General features: G+C 37.3%; 15 protein-coding genes. 12 read left to right on the forward strand and 3 right to left on the reverse strand.

Annotation, left to right across the window (positions count from 1 at the left end; genetic code table 11):
- The first annotated feature begins 138 nt into the window (after positions 1–138).
- Positions 139–1248 carry a phosphoribosylformylglycinamidine cyclo-ligase gene (gene purM / locus ACFIJW_RS02400; protein WP_375633162.1) on the forward strand — a complete coding sequence of 370 codons (1110 nt, stop codon included), beginning with the start codon at positions 139–141 and terminating at the stop codon, positions 1246–1248.
- Positions 1245–1856 carry a phosphoribosylglycinamide formyltransferase gene (gene purN, locus ACFIJW_RS02405; protein ID WP_375633163.1) on the forward strand — a complete coding sequence of 204 codons (612 nt, stop codon included), beginning with the start codon at positions 1245–1247 and terminating at the stop codon, positions 1854–1856. Before purM ends, purN begins: the two co-directional genes overlap by 4 nt.
- Before the next feature lie 279 nt (positions 1857–2135).
- On the opposite strand, the gene ACFIJW_RS02410 is transcribed toward purN, so the two are convergent.
- Complete coding sequence (locus tag ACFIJW_RS02410) at positions 2136–4670, reverse strand: response regulator (RefSeq protein WP_375633164.1); 2535 nt, start codon at positions 4668–4670, stop codon at positions 2136–2138.
- Between the two features lie 219 nt (positions 4671–4889).
- Here ACFIJW_RS02410 and ACFIJW_RS02415 point away from each other — a divergent pair, with 219 nt between their 5' ends.
- Positions 4890–5366 (forward strand): hypothetical protein, encoded by a 477-nt coding sequence (locus tag ACFIJW_RS02415; protein ID WP_375617793.1) that lies wholly within the window; start codon positions 4890–4892, stop codon positions 5364–5366.
- A 51-nt stretch (positions 5367–5417) separates the two neighbouring features.
- Here ACFIJW_RS02415 and dksA read toward each other — a convergent pair whose 3' ends face one another.
- Positions 5418–5834 carry an RNA polymerase-binding protein DksA gene (dksA, locus tag ACFIJW_RS02420; protein WP_015856486.1) on the reverse strand — a complete coding sequence of 139 codons (417 nt, stop codon included), beginning with the start codon at positions 5832–5834 and terminating at the stop codon, positions 5418–5420.
- Positions 5835–6142: 308 nt separating this feature from the next.
- On the reverse strand, positions 6143–6682 hold the full coding sequence (locus ACFIJW_RS02425; RefSeq protein WP_375606632.1) for a flavin reductase: 540 nt from the start codon (positions 6680–6682) through the stop codon (positions 6143–6145).
- A gap of 146 nt (positions 6683–6828) precedes the next feature.
- Here ACFIJW_RS02425 and rpe point away from each other — a divergent pair, with 146 nt between their 5' ends.
- From rpe to grxD, 9 genes are all read left to right on the forward strand, one after another.
- A complete protein-coding gene (rpe, locus tag ACFIJW_RS02430) occupies positions 6829–7515 on the forward strand; it encodes a ribulose-phosphate 3-epimerase (protein WP_375633165.1) in 687 nt (228 codons plus the stop codon).
- Positions 7515–8822 carry an adenylosuccinate lyase gene (gene purB, locus ACFIJW_RS02435; protein ID WP_375633189.1) on the forward strand — a complete coding sequence of 436 codons (1308 nt, stop codon included), beginning with the start codon at positions 7515–7517 and terminating at the stop codon, positions 8820–8822. The genes rpe and purB overlap by 1 nt, the downstream gene beginning before the upstream one ends.
- Positions 8823–8890: 68 nt before the next feature.
- The gene (locus ACFIJW_RS02440) at positions 8891–9439 is read left to right on the forward strand and encodes an RBBP9/YdeN family alpha/beta hydrolase (RefSeq protein WP_375633166.1); all 549 of its coding nucleotides are present in this window, start codon (positions 8891–8893) and stop codon (positions 9437–9439) included.
- A gap of 173 nt (positions 9440–9612) precedes the next feature.
- A complete protein-coding gene (gene purC, locus ACFIJW_RS02445; protein WP_375633190.1) occupies positions 9613–10377 on the forward strand; it encodes a phosphoribosylaminoimidazolesuccinocarboxamide synthase in 765 nt (254 codons plus the stop codon).
- 78 nt (positions 10378–10455) lie between these two features.
- Positions 10456–10695: a phosphoribosylformylglycinamidine synthase subunit PurS gene (purS, locus tag ACFIJW_RS02450; protein ID WP_375611546.1), complete on the forward strand. Its 240-nt coding sequence runs from the start codon at positions 10456–10458 to the stop codon at positions 10693–10695.
- An 11-nt stretch (positions 10696–10706) separates the two neighbouring features.
- Complete coding sequence (gene purQ / locus ACFIJW_RS02455; RefSeq protein WP_375633167.1) at positions 10707–11378, forward strand: phosphoribosylformylglycinamidine synthase subunit PurQ; 672 nt, start codon at positions 10707–10709, stop codon at positions 11376–11378.
- A gap of 291 nt (positions 11379–11669) precedes the next feature.
- Positions 11670–13880 carry a phosphoribosylformylglycinamidine synthase subunit PurL gene (gene purL / locus ACFIJW_RS02460; protein ID WP_375633168.1) on the forward strand — a complete coding sequence of 737 codons (2211 nt, stop codon included), beginning with the start codon at positions 11670–11672 and terminating at the stop codon, positions 13878–13880.
- 59 nt (positions 13881–13939) lie between these two features.
- Positions 13940–14173 (forward strand): BolA/IbaG family iron-sulfur metabolism protein, encoded by a 234-nt coding sequence (locus tag ACFIJW_RS02465; RefSeq protein WP_375633191.1) that lies wholly within the window; start codon positions 13940–13942, stop codon positions 14171–14173.
- Between the two features lie 98 nt (positions 14174–14271).
- Positions 14272–14598: a Grx4 family monothiol glutaredoxin gene (gene grxD, locus ACFIJW_RS02470; protein ID WP_375633169.1), complete on the forward strand. Its 327-nt coding sequence runs from the start codon at positions 14272–14274 to the stop codon at positions 14596–14598.
- The last annotated feature ends 66 nt before the right edge of the window (positions 14599–14664 follow it).

Below are 14664 nucleotides of genomic sequence, written 5' to 3' on the forward strand. Positions count from 1 at the left end.
TCACAAAAAATTATAAACAACTTCAAAATAAGGTACAAGAAAAGTTGCTTATTTTCTTATCAATATCTCTTGCAGAGAGAACTCTATCATGGCATTGCATAATATCAAAACCTGATTTTCCATTAAAGGAAGGCTCCAATGAGCAATCAAGATCTTACAAATAATAAATCCAAGGCTGGGGATAAATCCAAAGCTGGTCTTACCTACGCAAAAGCCGGTGTAAACATCGATATGGGTAATGCTATGGTAGAAAAAATTAAACCCTTTATACGCGCGACAAAACGAGCCGGAGCAGATGCAGAAATTGGCGGGTTTGGTGGCCTTTTTGATTTAAAAGCAGCTGGCTTTACAGATCCTATCCTAGTAGCAGCCAATGATGGTGTGGGAACAAAATTAAAAATTGCCATTGAAGTGGGGCACCATAACACTGTAGGTATTGACCTTGTAGCTATGTGTGTCAATGATTTACTCGTACAAGGAGCTGAACCTCTCTTTTTTCTGGATTATTTTGCAACTGGAAAGCTCGACCCTGAACAAGGTGCTGCGATTGTTTCTGGTATTGCAGAAGGATGTAAACAAGCCGGTGCTGCTCTTATTGGAGGAGAAACTGCAGAAATGCCAGGAATGTATGCAGAGGGAGATTATGATCTAGCCGGTTTTGCTGTAGGAGCATGCGAACGCAGCAAGCTACTCCCTTCAAAAGATTTGATAGAAGGTGATGTTATATTAGGTCTAAGCTCCTCTGGAATTCATTCCAATGGCTTTTCGCTTGTTCGACGAATCATCCAGCAAAATTATCTCAAATGGAATAACCCTGCCCCTTTTTCCCCCGAAAACAGCCTTGGTATAGCACTTCTTACACCAACACGCATTTATGTAAAATCGCTTCTTCCCATCATGCGAAAACATGAAGGGATTAAAGCTCTTGCTCATATTACGGGTGGAGGCTTTCCTGAAAATATTCCACGTGTCCTTCCATCTTCTCTCTGCGCTGAAATTAATCTTTCTACCATCAATGTTCCAGCAGTATTTTCATGGATTGCCAAACAAGGTAAAATAGAAGAAAGAGAAATGTTAAGAACATTCAATTGTGGTATTGGCATGATCATTATCGTAGCACAGCATGCAGCTGAAACAATTACACAAGCTCTTGAAAGAAAAGGAGAAACTGTAACTCCCCTTGGCATTTTAATAAAATGCCAAGATCAAAATAAAGGAATACTTTATAAAGGGGTACTGCATTTATGAAAAAAAAAATTGTCGTTTTTATTTCTGGTAATGGGTCCAATATGGTCGCACTTGCTCAAGCTAGTCAACAAAAAGAATATCCTGCTGAAATCGTCGCGGTTATTTGCGATAATCCGCGCGCAAACGGTATTGAAAAGGCGCAAAACCATAACTTACCTATTCATATTGTTGATCGTAAAATTTACAAAACAAAAGAAGAGCATGAAGAAAATATTTTTACGATTTTAGATCAATATAAACCGGATTTTCTCTGCTTTGCAGGGTATATGCGTCTTATCTCACCACGTTTTGTAAAACTTTATGAAGGACGAATTTTAAACATTCATCCTTCTCTTTTGCCTTCATTTAAAGGCTTAAACACACATGAAAAAGCTTTACAAGCAGGTGTAAAAATCACGGGTTGCACTGTTCATCTTGTTACAGAAGACATGGATGCAGGAAAAATCCTTGCCCAAGCAGCCGTTCCAGTCTATCCCCATGATACTGCTGAGTGCTTAGCACAAAGAGTTCTTAAAGTAGAGCATAAACTCTACCCCGAAGCTTTAAAAGCATTTATTGAAGGAAAGAGCAAAATGATAGATACGCAACAACAGCTTTTATCTTTTTGAGTGTATCAACAATCTATTAATCAGCATATTTCAATGCTTTACACATAGTTTTTACTCAGTTTCTACAATTGAAAATCTCTATGAAATGTTGACATAATAGAGTCCATCTCTTCATAAATTTTTGCACAAAATATGTGGTGTTTTTGAATTTTAGTTCATTTTCAAAATTCTTCTTTATTCAGTTCTATGACATTATCATAAACACTATTTATCAAAATACTCTCGTATTTCGCCTAAAAAATCTTAAAATACGCAATTTTCTATTGCATAATTTTTTGCTCATGACGAAAGTGTTTCTTTAACTGTTAGAGCTAACTGTTTGAGTGTAAAAGGTTTAGATAAAAAACCAAAAACAGCATCTTGTGGAAGATTTTTAGCAAAAGCATCTTTTGCATATCCAGAAACGAAAAGAAATTTGATACCAGGATAGTTTTTACGGACTTCCTTCAATAAAGTGGGCCCATCCATTTCTGGCATTACCACATCGGAAACAATAATATCAACATCTCCTTTTTGTTCCTCAAGAATAGAGAGTGCTTCCACCCCACTTGCTGCCTCTAAAACCGTATATCCTCTCATTTGAAGAGCTCTTACCCCCCCCATTCTGACCGCATCTTCATCTTCAACCAATAAAACAGTCGCAGATCCTGTTAAGTCTATATTTTTATCTTTCTCTTCATCTTTTTCAATCTTTTGAGAAATTTCTCCTTTTATATTGGGGATATAACGGGGAAGAAAAATATGAAATGTTGCTCCTTCACCTTCTTTACTTTCACAATAAATATACCCACCGCTCTGCTTGATAATTCCATAAACCATTGATAAACCAAGTCCTGTTCCTTTTCCAACTTCTTTTGTTGTAAAAAATGGCTCAAACATTTTTTCTTGTATAGCAGCAGATATACCAGCCCCTGTATCTGAAATAGTCAATTGCACATACTCGCCAATTGCTAATCCAAGATGATTAAATTCAGCACTTTGTTGCTTTGTAATATTATTTGTCGCAATCGTAACAATACCTCCATCTAACATGGCATCACGCGCATTAATAACCAAATTCATAATAACACGCTGAAAAGATGCTTGATCAACTTCAACGCTCCACAAATCTCTTCCATGGATAATTTTTAACTGAATATTATTCCCCAAAAGTGGTAAAATAAGATTGCGGATATCTGATAAAAATTCAGTAAAATCAATTTCTTCAGGTCGAAGTGTTTGCTTTCTAGAAAACGCTAACAATTGCTGGACAAGAGCAGCTGCACGATTAGCATTGTTTTTAATATTGATCAGATCAGCATGAGCAGGATCAGAACTACGATGCGTATTTAAAAGAAGATCACACGACATTAAAATTGCTGTTAAAACATTATTAAAATCATGAGCAATGCCGCCAGCCAATTGTCCTACAGCTTGCATCTTCTGACTTTGCATCATTTTATCTTCAAGAGTTTTTTGTTCGGTTGTTTCAATCACAGAGATAATAAGCAAATCTTGCAATGCATCACCGTGATAGGGCGGTACAGACATAATATGGAGCCGTAAATGGCATTCTTCATTTTTTTCTAAAACAGTTTCTAGAGAAACAAAATAATTTTTATTTGTCGCAATTCTCTGAAAAGAACGCTCTAACTGCACACAATCACGACGAGAAATAACATCATAAAAATTGACAGCTTTGTCCATACATCCCGTAAGTGATGAAAAAGCTTTATTCATATGAACCAATTGCCCTGCATGATCCACCACAGCTATTGCAAAAGGACTCGCATCAAAATATTCTCCTAATATACTGGGTAATTTTAATTGATCATCTTCTTCTTTTTGTACTTGTTGTGGAATGATCACAATACGATAAATGTCCTCCTCTTCTAAGAGAGAAGAAACAGATATAAGACAATGGAATATTTTCTCACAAGTCGTGTATGAATTTAAACATAACGAAAACCTATAAGGTAAAGAGTAACCTGAACTTTGATATCTGTTGGTTTGCAAACAGATATCACTCCATGAGCTCTTAGCACCAACGCTATCAAATAACGAATCAAAATTATGTTGACCAATTGAGAAATTCGCTAAATCAATTGAGAACCATTCTGCAAAAGTCGCATTGGCATAAAGAATAGTTCCTTGTTTATTAACGGATACAAAACCAATAGAAGCTTGATCCAAGTGATTGATAGCCTCTTGAAGGTTCGAGAAAAAAACTTCTCGCGTTTGTTGTAAGTGCGAAATATCAGTAATACGCCAAAATAAAAGCTTTTTTTTCTGTTTTGTGATAGGTTGAACGGAAATATTATACCAAACAGATTTTTTTGGTGTAGAATCAGTAAAAATTGGCTGTTCTACTCTTAATTCCTCTTGCGCTGCAAGATTATTACAGGCTGCAACCTTTAAGCGGTACGAGAGTCCACCAGCTCCTGGAAGATCCGCAATAACCCTATAACAAGACACTTCAGGCTTATAGGTCAGAATTTTTCGATAGTTTTGATTAGAATAATAAACAAAACCAGAAAGATCAGAGATTACAATTGCATCATCGCTCCTATTAAAGATGCTAAAATCAAAATCTTCATGCAACCACACATGATATCTTAAAATTCCCATTCCACACAAAACGAGTGTTGCAACACCGATCATTGCTAGAATCAAAAAAGATATTGATATCGCCTGTTGCAAATAGTTTTGTGTATAAAAAAAACCTAAAATACCCACAATGAAAAGAAAACCTAATACAAAAACAACACCAAAAATCACAACTCTCCGATGAAACGAAGACGCTGATCTTTCATTATTCTCAAAATCTTTATCCATCTCTCTTTGCCTTAGCTTATAGCTATTTCTTATGTCACAAAACTTCCTTTATATTCGTTGTTATGTTGTTATAAAGTATATGCTATGATATTATCTAAGATAAGCTCGCTTAATATTCAAAAGTTTATTTCTTACCATTATAAGTGAACCTTTTGAGGGTATGTTTATAAATTTATCTCAATAAAAAATAATATTTCCATCCAAAATGGGAGAAAATCTATGTATATCTGGTTATCAGAGCAAATAGGTGTATTTGCTGCAAACATAACGATAAGCTTTTTGCTTTTTATAATAACAATCGCAGCTATTACCGTAATTATCGTGTTTTTACGTCGCTTAAGTACGGGAAGATACAGCATTAATAGAAAAAAAAGTCTATCACGATTAGCATTATGTGAAGTAATTTCTATAGATCGGGCACGCCGCCTTGTTTTAGTCCGTTGCGATAATAAAGAACATTTGCTCCTTATTGGCGGATTAACAGATGTGGTTGTAGAATCTGATATTACTGGTACATCAAAAATACAAAAAAGAGAAACACACACACATCTAAATTCCGCCCTTCCAGAAAGAAACGATATATCGGATAAAAGTCCCTCTCCTTTTACGAATCAAGCGGTAAAAGATTCAGCCATCACCGCCGAAATTGAGGGGCGGCAAGAACCATCTTTATTCATTCCTACCCCTCAAAAATAAAATATACAATTTTATCACCACGAATTTCGTTTGTTTATCATCTCAATAACCTTAATCATCGCGATAAACTCTTTCACGTCGTTCATGACGTTCTTGCGCTTCCAATGACAAAACGGCTATCGGCCGAGCCTCAAGACGCTTTATACTAATGGGTTCGCCGGTTTCTTCACAAAAACCGTATGTCCCATTATCAATGCGCTCTAAAGCAGCATCTATTTTTGAAATAAGTTTCCTCTGACGATCACGAGCACGTAATTCGATTGTACGATCAGTTTCACAAGAAGCCCGATCAGTCAAATCGGGCTGACCAACATTCTCTTCCTGCAAATTTTCCAAAGTCTCACGAGCTTCTTTTAATATATCATTCTTCCAAGAAACCAATTTAGCACGAAAATACGCCTTTTGCCGCTCATTCATAAAAGGCTCATCTTCACTAGGGCGATATTGACCATCAATCTCTTCGCTCATGCAATAAAAAACCTCCACATATGCTATGTGCGGTCTATATATTGTGCAATACCCATCAACACAAGAGTAAAATGTTTTTTCATAACAATCGACGAATATATCTAAATGCACTGTTTAGGTTTGATCGCTTTTTTATGTAGATTGAATTCTTGATCAAATCTCATCCAAAATCATTTTTCTCGCTTATTGAAAAACTTTAAAAAGAAGGAAATCAGATATCAGAGCCATCCCTCCCCTACTCTCTACATTGTTTAAAATCTAAATGAAGCAACAATAAATCATTTCATCAATGCAAAAAAATAAAATCTTTATAAAGGCAAAGTGTGATATTCACGTTTCAAATACATCAAAGCATCTTTTTCTTTATTACAGTTGATTGCAACAACCTCACCAATCAAAACACAATGGGTTGCGTGTTCGTGCCAACAAATCAAACGACAATCAAACGACGCTAGAGCGTCTGAAAGACTAGGCGCCCCCGTTTGCAAAGCTCCCCATTGAGCAACATCAAAACGCTCATTTTGTGTAGAATTGCAACGCCTCGAAAAAACATCCGCTAATGAGCGATGTTTTCCTGCCAAGCTATTAACACAAAAATTTCCATTCTCCATAAACACCTGATTCTTTAAATTATGGCGCATGAGACAAACAAGAAGGGTTGGAGGATTATCAGATAAAGAACAACACGCCGAAACAGTCACCCCGCGTCTTCCCTTAATACCATTTGTTGTCACAATATGCACAGCTCCTGCAAAAAGACTCATGGCATCTCGATATTCTTGGGAAGAAACCGCAATAGTATGTTTATGTTGAAGTTCAGGCATCAAATATGTTTTATGATTCGACATATCTTTCACTTATAAAGCTTTAAAATTTCAAGCGATCTTTCCATAAAAAGACCTATAATACATATTTTTTCTTTTCCGTCATAACACAAAAAATATTTGTGTATACACAGCGATATGATAAAAACTGCCAATCTAAGGAGATTTTAATGCCCCATGCACATCTCATTTCGCCTTCTCTCTTGGCTTCTGATTTTTCTAAACTTGGACAAGAAATGTTAGATGTTGTTGATGCTGGTGCAGATTGGCTTCATCTTGATATTATGGATGGGCACTTTGTTCCTAACATCACCTTTGGTCCTGAAATTGTCAAAGCTCTGCGCCCATTAACAAAAGCAATATTTGATGTCCACCTGATGATCGCACCAGTAGACCCTTATTTAGAAGCTTTTGCAAAAGCAGGTTCAGATATTATAACTATTCATGCTGAAGCAGGTCCACATCTTCATCGTTCATTACAAACAATCAAAAAAATGGGGAAAAAAGCAGGAATCGCACTCAATCCAAGCACCCCTGAACATATCCTTGAATATTTGCTTGATCAATTAGATCTCATTCTCATCATGACGGTCAATCCCGGTTTTGGTGGACAAAGTTTTATTCCAGAAATAAAAGATAAAATTAAGCGCGTTAAAAGCATGATTGCAAACCGCCCTATTGATCTTGAAGTTGATGGTGGTATCACCGTTGATACAATTGGGATAGCTGCAAAAGCTGGTGCAAATGTATTTGTCGCAGGCTCTGCAATTTATAAAGATGGAAATAAAGAGCTTTACAAAACACGTATTAATGCATTGCGGCAAGCCGCAATCCTCTCACAACAAGGAAAAAAATGATGATCGCACGTTATTCCCGCCCTGCAATGGTAACAATTTGGTCTCCTGAAACAAAATATCGTATTTGGTTTGAAATTGAAGCCCATGCCTGTGATGCCCTTGCTCAATTAGGGATTATTCCGAAAGAAGCCGCCAAAGTCATTTGGGAAAAAGGGGCAGCAGCTAAATTTGATATCAATCGCATTGATGAAATTGAAGCAATTAGCAAACATGATGTTATCGCATTTCTAACCCACCTAGCTGAATTCATTGGACCAGAAGCACGTTTTATCCACCAAGGCATGACATCATCTGATGTTCTCGATACAACGCTGAACATTCAATTGATGCGTGCGAGTGATATTTTGCTAGAGGATATAGACCAACTTCTTGAAGCATTAAAAAGACGGGCTTTTGAGCATAAAGAGACAATCACCATTGGGCGGAGTCATGGCATTCATGCCGAACCGACAACATTTGGAATCAAGTTTGCTCTTGCATACGCTGAATTTTCCCGTTGTCGCAAACGTCTTCTTGCCGCACGAGAAGAAATTTCTACTTGCGCGATTTCAGGAGCTGTAGGAACTTTTGCAAATATCGATCCACGCGTTGAAGCACATGTAGCAAAAGCCTTGAGGATGCGTGCTGAACCGGTTTCCACCCAAGTAATACCAAGAGATCGTCATGCTATGTTTTTTGCAACACTTGGTGTTATTGCTTCCTCTATTGAAAGGCTAGCAATAGAAATACGCCATTTACAACGAACAGAAGTTCTTGAAGCAGAGGAACATTTCTCACCTGGGCAAAAAGGTTCATCGGCAATGCCTCATAAACGTAATCCAGTTTTAACAGAAAATTTAACTGGATTAGCCCGTATGGTACGTGCATTTGCACTCCCAGCCATGGAAAATGTAGCTCTTTGGCATGAACGTGATATTTCCCATTCATCTGTTGAGCGTTATATTGCTCCAGATGCGACTATTACACTTGATTTTGCTCTTTCTCGCCTCACATCTGTCATTGAAAATCTCATTGTCTATCCAGAAAATATGCAAAAAAATCTCAATAAATTCCGCGGTCTTGTTCACTCACAACGGGTTCTTTTAGCACTCACACAAGCAGGGATTAGTCGTGAAGATTCTTATCGGATTGTACAACGAAATGCGATGAAAGTTTGGGAACAAGGAAAAGATTTTTTAGAAGAACTCCTCAACGATAAAGATGTTACCAAAGCTTTAAGTGAAGAAGAGCTTCGCGAAAAATTTGATCTTTCTTACCACACCAAACATATCAATACGATTTTTAAACGTGTTTTTGAAGAACAATAAAGCGACATAGAAAACCAAAATCCATTCCACCTATGATCAAAAATCTGTTGTAACAAAGAAAACAATTCATGAAAGCAAATCAACTCGATATTCTTATTGTTCCTGGCTACAAAGGATCTGGTCCAGATCATTGGCAAACACGCTGGGAAAAAAAATTGTTGACAGCCCGCCGCATTGAACAACTCCATTGGTCAAAGCCTGTTTGTGAAGAGTGGGTTAACAAAGTTAAAACCGCCATCGCAAAAGCTCAAAGACCTGTTATGCTTATTGCTCATTCATTAGGAGTTCCCAGTGTTATTCATGCAACTGTACACAATACAGAAAAAATTTGTGGCGCTTTCTTTGTTGCCCCTCCAGATGTCGCCAATGAAAAAATACGTCCCAAACATTTAATGACATTTGGCCCCTATCATCGCCAAAAGCTTCCTTTTCCTTCTATTGTCATAGCCAGTCGCAACGATGAGTTTTGTCAATTTTCAGTAGCAGAAAAAATTGCCAATGATTGGGGATCACTCTTTGTTGATGCTGGGTATTCTGGCCATATTAACGCAGAATCCGGACACGGACCTTGGCCTGAAGGGCTTATGGTCCTCTCTCACTTTCTTGCAAAAATTTGATCCAAAAGAGGTGATCTTCTTTCTCATCGCTTATGTATCTTCACCTTTGGATAAACGTGTAATGATAAAAATTATAAAAGTATCATAGCAATATCATTGAGAAATTCTATCAATTAGGATAGTATCATTTATCAATGTTATTAAAAACCTCTCAAGATAAATAGAGAATCATGATGAATCGTCGCCACCGTATTTATGAAGGCAAGGCTAAAATTTTATATGAAGGACCTGAACCAGGGACTTATATTCAATTTTTTAAAGATGATGCAACTGCCTTTAATGCAAAAAAACATGAAATTATCGACGGAAAGGGGGTTTTAAACAACCGAATTTCGGAACATATTTTTAGCCATCTTGGACGTTTGGGCATCCCAACACATTTTATCAAACGTATAAACATGCGCGAACAGCTTATTAAAGCGGTGGAAATCATTCCGTTGGAAGTTGTTGTTCGCAATGTTGCTGCCGGCTCTCTTGCTAAGCGTTTAGGACTGGAAGAAGGAACCCCGCTTCCGCAATCCATCATTGAATTCTACTATAAAAATGATTCTCTCGATGATCCTATGGTAACGGAAGAACATATCACAGCTTTTGGGTGGGCTGTCCCACAAGAGATAGAAGATATCATGCAACTTTCAATTCGTATTAATGATTTTCTTTCTGGGCTTTTTGCCGGTGTTAACATCCAATTAATTGATTTTAAAATGGAATTTGGTCGCCTGTGGGAAGATGAAACAATGCGCATTGTTCTTGCTGATGAAATCTCTCCTGATTCTGCACGACTATGGGATATGCACACACAAGAAAAAATGGATAAAGACCGTTTTCGTCGTGATATGGGAGGGCTTATTAATGCCTATCAAGAAGTTGCCAAACGTCTTGGTATTATAAATGAAAACGAATCAACACGACCAAGTGGTCCCGTTCTCGTAAAGTAAAAACAAGGTAAAAAACATCACCTTATACAAACACCCCTCTTCAAAGGAGAGGTTCTTTTAAAAAGCAGGAAGCAAAAAATGAAAGCACGCATTACAGTTACTTTAAGAGAAAGCGTTCTTGATCCACAAGGAGAAGCGATTGTCGGTGCTTTAAAAAGTTTGGCTTTCGAAGGCATTCAATCTATTCGTCAAGGAAAGGTTTTTGATATTGTTCTTGATGATCTACCTTCTGAAACTGCAAAGAAAAAACTTGAACAAATGTGTGAAGAGTTACTCGCAAATACTGTCATTGAAAATTATACAATCGAACTTCTGTAAGTGAAACGCTCATGAAAACTGCCATCATTCAACTTCCTGGATTAAATCGTGATCGAGATATGATTGCAGCATTACATCATATAACGGGAGTTGAGCCACTAAAAATTTGGCAAACAGAAACAACAATTCCAGATGTAGATGTTATTATTATTCCTGGTGGTTTTTCCTATGGCGACTACTTAAGATGTGGTGCAATTGGAGCGCGAACTCCCGTCTTAAAAGCCATTCGTGAAAAAGCACAAGAAGGTACGACAATAATAGGTATCTGTAATGGATTTCAAATTTTGTTGGAAGCAGGATTATTACCCGGTACTTTAATGCGTAACGCTTCTTTAAAATTTGTTTGTCGTGAAATCAAACTTGAAGTCGTTAACGCCAAGACAAAATTTTCTCGATATTATTCTAAAGGACAAATTATTCGTTGTCCTGTTGCCCATCATGACGGAAATTATTTTGTTGATAGTGAAACATTGAAACAAATGGAAGACAATGAACAAATTGTTTTTCGCTATGCAGAAAATACAAACCCGAACGGCTCAATGAAAGATATTGCTGGTATTGTTAATAAAGTTGGTAATATTCTTGGTATGATGCCCCATCCTGAAAACTTTATTGAACCCGCCCACGGAGGTACTGACGGTCGTTTACTTTTTCAAAGTGCTTTAGAGTTAGTAAATGGATAATGCTGCAAAAGTACTCGCGCTCCATAATTTAAAAAACAAGGATTTATACCATTTCTCGCATCATAAATCTATAAACAAAGCTCTTCACAAACAACAATGGATATTATTTTCTAAACACATAATTATTTAAGACCATTTTTAGTCTTAAATCCCACCAAACAAACGGACAAAATCTTTAGCTTACTGTCTATAAATATTTTTATTATTAAACAACATTATTGTTTATAATATAAGCTGCTAGGTAAAAAAATAAAAATACTAAATTTCGATTAATTTGACGGATAAATACTCATGAAGCCTTGCAATAACATCACTATTACACCAGAACTCATTGCACAACACGGGCTAAAAGAAGATGAATATCAACGTATCCTGACGTTAATCGGTAGAGAACCCACATTTACTGAACTAGGAATTTTTTCTGCAATGTGGAACGAGCATTGTTCCTATAAATCATCTAAAAAATGGCTAAAAACTCTTCCGACAGAAGGAAAATGTGTCATCCAAGGACCTGGTGAAAATGCTGGTGTTGTTGATATTGGCGAAGGACAATGTGTTGTTTTCAAAATGGAAAGCCATAACCACCCTTCTTATATTGAACCTTATCAAGGTGCAGCGACAGGTGTTGGTGGTATTTTACGTGATGTCTTTACAATGGGAGCCCGTCCTGTTGCTGCTATAAATGCATTGCGATTTGGTGCTCCTGATCACCCACGAACACGCCATCTTGTTTCTGGTGTTGTTTCTGGAATAGGTGGTTACAGCAATTCTTTTGGTGTTCCAACGGTTGGTGGAGAAGTAAATTTTGATGAGCGTTATAATGGCAATATCCTTGTTAACGCTTTTGTCGCCGGTATTGCAAAGACAGACGCCCTTTTTTATTCTAAAGCACAAGGCATCGGACTCCCTGTTGTTTACCTTGGTGCAAAAACAGGACGTGATGGTGTCGGTGGGGCAACAATGGCCTCTGCTGAATTTGATGATTCAATCAGTGAAAAACGCCCAACTGTTCAAGTAGGTGATCCTTTTACAGAAAAATGTCTTCTTGAAGCATGTTTAGAGCTCATGGAACTTGGAGCCGTAGTTGCTATTCAAGATATGGGGGCAGCAGGACTTACCTCTTCTGCCGTTGAAATGGGTGCAAAAGGAAATCTAGGGATACAGCTTAATCTCGATACAGTTCCTGTTCGAGAAGAAAACATGACAGCCTATGAAATGATGCTTTCTGAAAGTCAAGAGCGCATGCTCATGGTTCTTAAACCAGAACTAGAAAAGCAAGCAGAAGCAATTTTTCATAAGTGGGGGCTGCATTTTTCTATCATTGGGAAAACAACCGATGATTTACGTTTTCGTGTATCTCATCAAGGGGAAGAAGTTGTCAATCTTCCCATCAAAGAGCTTGGTGATGAAGCGCCTGTTTATGATCGTCCTTGGAGTGAGCCGGCAAAAAAAACATCCTTGAAAGCAGAAGACGTCAAAAAAGTTGAAAATCTTGGTGATGCGCTTCTGAGCTTATTGAATTCTGCTGATCAAAGTTCTCGGCGATGGGTTTATGAACAATATGATACTCTTATCCAAGGAAATAGCCTTGTTTGTCCAGGAGGTGATGCAGGCGTTATCCGTTTAGGAAACAACAGCAAACGTGCTCTTGCTTTTTCTTCTGATGTAACACCTCGCTATTGTGAAGCAGACCCTTATGAAGGAGGAAAACAAGCTGTCGCAGAATGCTGGCGAAACATTAGTACGACAGGTGCAACACCACTGGCTGCTACAGATAATCTCAATTTTGGTAACCCTGAAAAACCTGAAATTATGGGACAGCTGGTTTTTGCTATTAAAGGTATAGGAGAAGCTTGTAGAATCCTCGATTTTCCTATCGTTTCAGGCAATGTTTCTCTTTACAACGAAACAAATGGGGAAGCCATTCTTCCAACCCCCACAATTGCTGGTGTAGGTCTTCTTAATGATTGGTCTAAAATGGTAACAATAAGTGGTATGCAAAATGGAGATATTCTTGTTTTAGTAGGAAATTGCGGCTCCCATTTAGGACAATCAATCTATGCACGTAACATTTTAAATATTGATGCAGGTGCTCCCCCCCCTGTAGATTTACAACTTGAAAAAAAGCATGGTCAATTTGTTCGAAATGTCATACATCGTGGTTTTGTGCATGCTGCTCATGACATTTCTGACGGAGGATTAGCGATAGCACTTGCTGAAATGGTGATTAAAGCAGGTAAAGGAATCAAAGTAAAATTAAGCAATAAATCACCCCATCATGCAGAACTTTTTGGAGAAGACCAAGGACGTTATCTTTTAGCCGTCAAACCTCACTCTCTTAATAGTCTTAAAGAGCTCGCACAAATAAGTGCAGTTTCTTTAACAGAGCTAGGTCAAGTTGCAGGTGATGCACTTGATATAGATGGAATACTAAAACTTTCTATAGACAAACTCACAAAAGCCTATGAAAACTGGTTTCCCCAATTTATGGGTGAAGAGTAAAAATTGTTTTTTCTCTTAAACAGCCTTTATAAAAAAATGAACAACATAGGAGAATAATGATGACAATGAGTGCCCATGCAATTGAAACGCTTATTCGTGAAGGCATTCCTGATGCTACTGTAACAATTCGTGATCTTGCTGGAGATGGAGAACATTATGCTGCAGAAGTTATTTCTGAAAGTTTTCGTGGTAAAACCCGTGTTCAACAACATAAAATGGTCTATGATGCCCTTAAAGGCAATATGGGAAATGACCTTCACGCCTTAATGTTGCAAACAAATATCCCAAAATAATCTAAAATTTCTTCTTGCATTCACACATTTAATACGATTAAAAGCAGTATGAATATAAATTACACACTGATAAAAATCTGAAATATCGAGGGATAAAAATGACCACTGTTCATGATTTTATTGACAAAGAAATTAAAACAAACGACGTCATTTTATTCATGAAAGGAACACCTGACGCTCCGCAATGCGGGTTTTCAGGACAAGTTGTTCAAATTCTTGATTATTTAAGATTGAATTATAAAGGGATTAATATCTTAACTTCTAACGAATTGCGTCAAGGGATTAAAGATTACTCAAATTGGCCAACAATTCCACAGCTTTATATCAAAGGTGAATTTATCGGAGGCTGTGATATTGTTAAAGAGATGTTTCAAAACAATGAGTTACAGGAACTTTTGAAAGAAAAAAATATTCCCTGTAATTAATCATAGGTATCTTTCATTTTATTCAGACTCTTAAAAAGAGCTGTTTTCAGACGAAATTTCTATTTC

The organism is Bartonella sp. MM97QHHN (assembly GCF_042194285.1).
Classification (GTDB): Bacteria; Pseudomonadota; Alphaproteobacteria; order Rhizobiales; family Rhizobiaceae; genus Bartonella.

Coding starts and splice junctions, on each gene's coding strand:
- purM (WP_375633162.1), top strand. CDS start 139: ATGAGCAATCAAGATCTTACAAATAATAAATCCAAGGCTGGGGATAAA.
- purN (WP_375633163.1), top strand. CDS start 1,245: ATGAAAAAAAAAATTGTCGTTTTTATTTCTGGTAATGGGTCCAATATG.
- ACFIJW_RS02410 (WP_375633164.1), bottom strand. CDS start 4,670: ATGGATAAAGATTTTGAGAATAATGAAAGATCAGCGTCTTCGTTTCAT.
- ACFIJW_RS02415 (WP_375617793.1), top strand. CDS start 4,890: ATGTATATCTGGTTATCAGAGCAAATAGGTGTATTTGCTGCAAACATA.
- dksA (WP_015856486.1), bottom strand. CDS start 5,834: ATGAGCGAAGAGATTGATGGTCAATATCGCCCTAGTGAAGATGAGCCT.
- ACFIJW_RS02425 (WP_375606632.1), bottom strand. CDS start 6,682: ATGTCGAATCATAAAACATATTTGATGCCTGAACTTCAACATAAACAT.
- rpe (WP_375633165.1), top strand. CDS start 6,829: ATGCCCCATGCACATCTCATTTCGCCTTCTCTCTTGGCTTCTGATTTT.
- purB (WP_375633189.1), top strand. CDS start 7,515: ATGATCGCACGTTATTCCCGCCCTGCAATGGTAACAATTTGGTCTCCT.
- ACFIJW_RS02440 (WP_375633166.1), top strand. CDS start 8,891: ATGAAAGCAAATCAACTCGATATTCTTATTGTTCCTGGCTACAAAGGA.
- purC (WP_375633190.1), top strand. CDS start 9,613: ATGAATCGTCGCCACCGTATTTATGAAGGCAAGGCTAAAATTTTATAT.
- purS (WP_375611546.1), top strand. CDS start 10,456: ATGAAAGCACGCATTACAGTTACTTTAAGAGAAAGCGTTCTTGATCCA.
- purQ (WP_375633167.1), top strand. CDS start 10,707: ATGAAAACTGCCATCATTCAACTTCCTGGATTAAATCGTGATCGAGAT.
- purL (WP_375633168.1), top strand. CDS start 11,670: ATGAAGCCTTGCAATAACATCACTATTACACCAGAACTCATTGCACAA.
- ACFIJW_RS02465 (WP_375633191.1), top strand. CDS start 13,940: ATGACAATGAGTGCCCATGCAATTGAAACGCTTATTCGTGAAGGCATT.
- grxD (WP_375633169.1), top strand. CDS start 14,272: ATGACCACTGTTCATGATTTTATTGACAAAGAAATTAAAACAAACGAC.